Source organism: Rhodoblastus sp., from assembly GCF_052145335.1.
Classification (GTDB): domain Bacteria; phylum Pseudomonadota; class Alphaproteobacteria; order Rhizobiales; family Beijerinckiaceae; genus Rhodoblastus.
Genome location: NZ_JBKQOU010000233.1, coordinates 1 through 2,708, shown reverse-complemented (window position 1 = coordinate 2,708; position 2,708 = coordinate 1). Strand labels below are relative to the sequence as shown.

Genomic DNA, 2,708 nt, shown 5'->3' with positions numbered 1-2,708 from the left:
GCCGAACTTCCGCTTGCCGTCTTCGGGCGGATCGCATTCGAAATAGGTGCTGGTCAGATCATACAGCAGCACCTCGAAATCGGCCTGAAACAGGTCCTTCCAGCGCTCGCGACGGGGCTTTCATTGTGCACCTCATTTTCAAGTATCTGGAAACATTGGAAGCGGCTCCGGCGATTCGGAGCGACACGGGCGCCCTTTCCGGGCGATCGCCGCGCTGACGACTTGCGAATGCAGGTCGCTTGAGCGGATCTGATAGGGGGCGTCCGGCACGACTTGTGCGGCGGGCAGTACGCCGGCGTGGACGAGACGGCGGATCGTATGGCGGGAGACGCCGAGGGCCGCTGCCGCATCTCGCATTGTCAGCCACTCGCCATCTTTCTGCGCGGAAAGATAGGCGTGGATACCATGCACCTGCCGTAGCGAGCTGACCCGACGCGCAGTCCACGTTTTGCCCTGACCGGTTCGCATGCCCATCCGGTTCAGCGACGCCGCGATATGCTCGTCGGACCAACGCGCCGCCATGCTGCGCATGACCGCGAGGGCTTCGTCGGGCGTCCGGCAGCCGTGCTCGCCGCTCCTGGGTTTGCGGACACGAAGCTGCGAATGTTGGCCGCCGCGCCAATGGATCGTCAAAATGACATCGCGGGCGGCTTCGTCGACATCGGCGATGATGTCGACGACAAGGGCGCGCAAGAGTTGCTGGCGTGAGCGCATCGAGACGTTCGGGGAGGCCCAGGCCGTTTCCAGATCTTCGGCCAGCCCGAGGAAATCGACGGGGTTCGATGACTGCGCCATCTCATGTGTCGCCGGCTCGAGACGGGCCTGGCAGGCTTTGACCTGGCGAAGCGCAGTTTCCCAGCTCTTCTCCAACTGCGCTGCGATCAGCCGGTTATCCGGATCGCAGGCGGCGTAGCGGCGCTCGGCCAACGACGCCTCGTAGCGGGCCTTTTGCAGGTCCAGCTCCAGGATGTGCCGCCGCTCGTTTACCCTCTCCATGCGCAATCGCTCCGCTGCCATGGCGGCCTCGACCGCGATCGGCTCGACTGCGCGTAGAAGCTCACGAGCAAGGGCCGAATCGACGCGTGCACTGCCAAAGGTTAGGCAACGCGTGGCGCCGAGCATAAGGTTTGGGCTGTCGCAGCGATAGCCGCATCCCGAGCGTCCATAATAGGCGGTCTTGAGGCGACGGCCGCATCGGGCGCAACGAAGCAGACCGACCAGCAGCGCCTGGCCGCCGCGACCGGACTTGACCTCGCCGACACGGCCGTAGGCGTTCGCTGCGAGCTGCTTCTGGTTCCGCTCGAACTCGGCCCAGTCGATGTAGCCTTCGTGATGATCCTTGAGCACGACCTCCCATTCCTCGAACGGCCGTTCGTGTCCGTAGGTCTTCTGCGCACGCCCATCGACGATCGCCGTGCGGTGTTCGCTCTTCCCGTAGATGTAGGCGCCGGCATAGAAGGGGTTCTTGAGGACCGATATGACGTTGCGATAGCGGATCGGCGTCCAGTCGAAGGCGATCATTCGCTTGCCGTCGGACGGTCGAGGAAAATGCAAGTGATCCGCCGCCAGAGACAGGAGAACTTGGCGCGCGCTGCCAAGCTCGCGGAACCTGGCGAAGATGAGACGGATCGCCTCCTGGAGCCGCATGTCCGGATCGAAGCCGAGGCCCATCTCGCGGTGCCAGACGTAGCCGATAGGCACGCTGATCCGCAGTTCGCCCCGCCGCGCCTTGGATCGCACTGCGTCGTACATCCGGGCGCGCAGGATGCCGAGTTCAAACTCGCTGATGCTGCCCTTCATGCCCAAGAGAAGACGGTCGTTCGGGCGGCAGGGGTCATAAACCCCGTCGAGATCGATGACGCGCGCGCCCACAAGACCGCAGAGCTCCAGCAGGTGATGCCAGTCGCGGCCGTTGCGGGCGAGCCGCGAAGCGTCGAAGCACAGCACTGCGCCGACATCGCCGGCGCAGAGCCACGCCACCAATCGATCGAAGCCCGGCCGTGCCATCGTTCCGCTCGCAGATCGCCCGAGATCGTCGTCGATGACCTCCACGTCGCGGAAGCCTCGGCGGCGCGCTTCGTCGACCAACTCATACTGGCGGCGTTGGCTTTCGAGGTTGGTCTGGACCTGGGTCTGCGTCGATTGCCGGACGTACACGACGGCTTTCCGCTTCAGGACTGTCGCGGGAAGAAGGTCACCGCCGGTCATCGCCGTCCTCCTCCAGCAGGTCGTCGCCCGCCGCCTGCATCAGGACGTTGGCCAGGCTCGAGACGATCTTTTGGCGTTCCAGCGACTGCATCATCCAAAGCTGCGGCGCCTCGAATGCGATAACGAGCTGACGTGGGACGTCGGGTCTCGGCTTTGCTTCGATCGTCTCCTGCAGGCGTTTCATTCGGCTCCTCCTCGGCGACACGGACTTCGCCGGAGGAGTTTCGCCGAAAGCCGCGGTCGATGAGGAGCCGACTCAGGTCCTTGAGAGCCGCGCAATCGACCTGCGGCGCGCCGAGCGCCGTGTCGGGGCAAGCCGCCGGATCCAGCATCCAGCTCGGCACCACGATGATCACGCCGGGGCCCGCTTCGACGTAGCTCAGTCGTGTCCCGGCCCGTACCTCGGTGTAATGCAGCCGCAGGCGCCGGCCGTACAGCGCGTGCCAGCGATAATGGACCTCGACCTCACCCCCGACACGGGCAGAATGAACGGGCGACTG

General features: G+C 64.8%; 2 protein-coding genes. Both read right to left on the bottom strand.

The window, feature by feature from the left end; translation table 11 throughout:
• Positions 1 to 138 precede the first annotated feature (138 nt).
• A complete protein-coding gene (locus tag ACLP2E_RS14800) occupies positions 139 to 2,208 on the bottom strand; it encodes a recombinase family protein (RefSeq protein ID WP_442466388.1) in 2,070 nt (689 codons plus the stop codon).
• The gene (locus ACLP2E_RS14795; protein ID WP_442466387.1) at positions 2,195 to 2,392 is read right to left on the bottom strand and encodes a hypothetical protein; all 198 of its coding nucleotides are present in this window, start codon (positions 2,390 to 2,392) and stop codon (positions 2,195 to 2,197) included. Before ACLP2E_RS14795 ends, ACLP2E_RS14800 begins: the two co-directional genes overlap by 14 nt.
• Positions 2,393 to 2,708 lie beyond the last annotated feature (316 nt).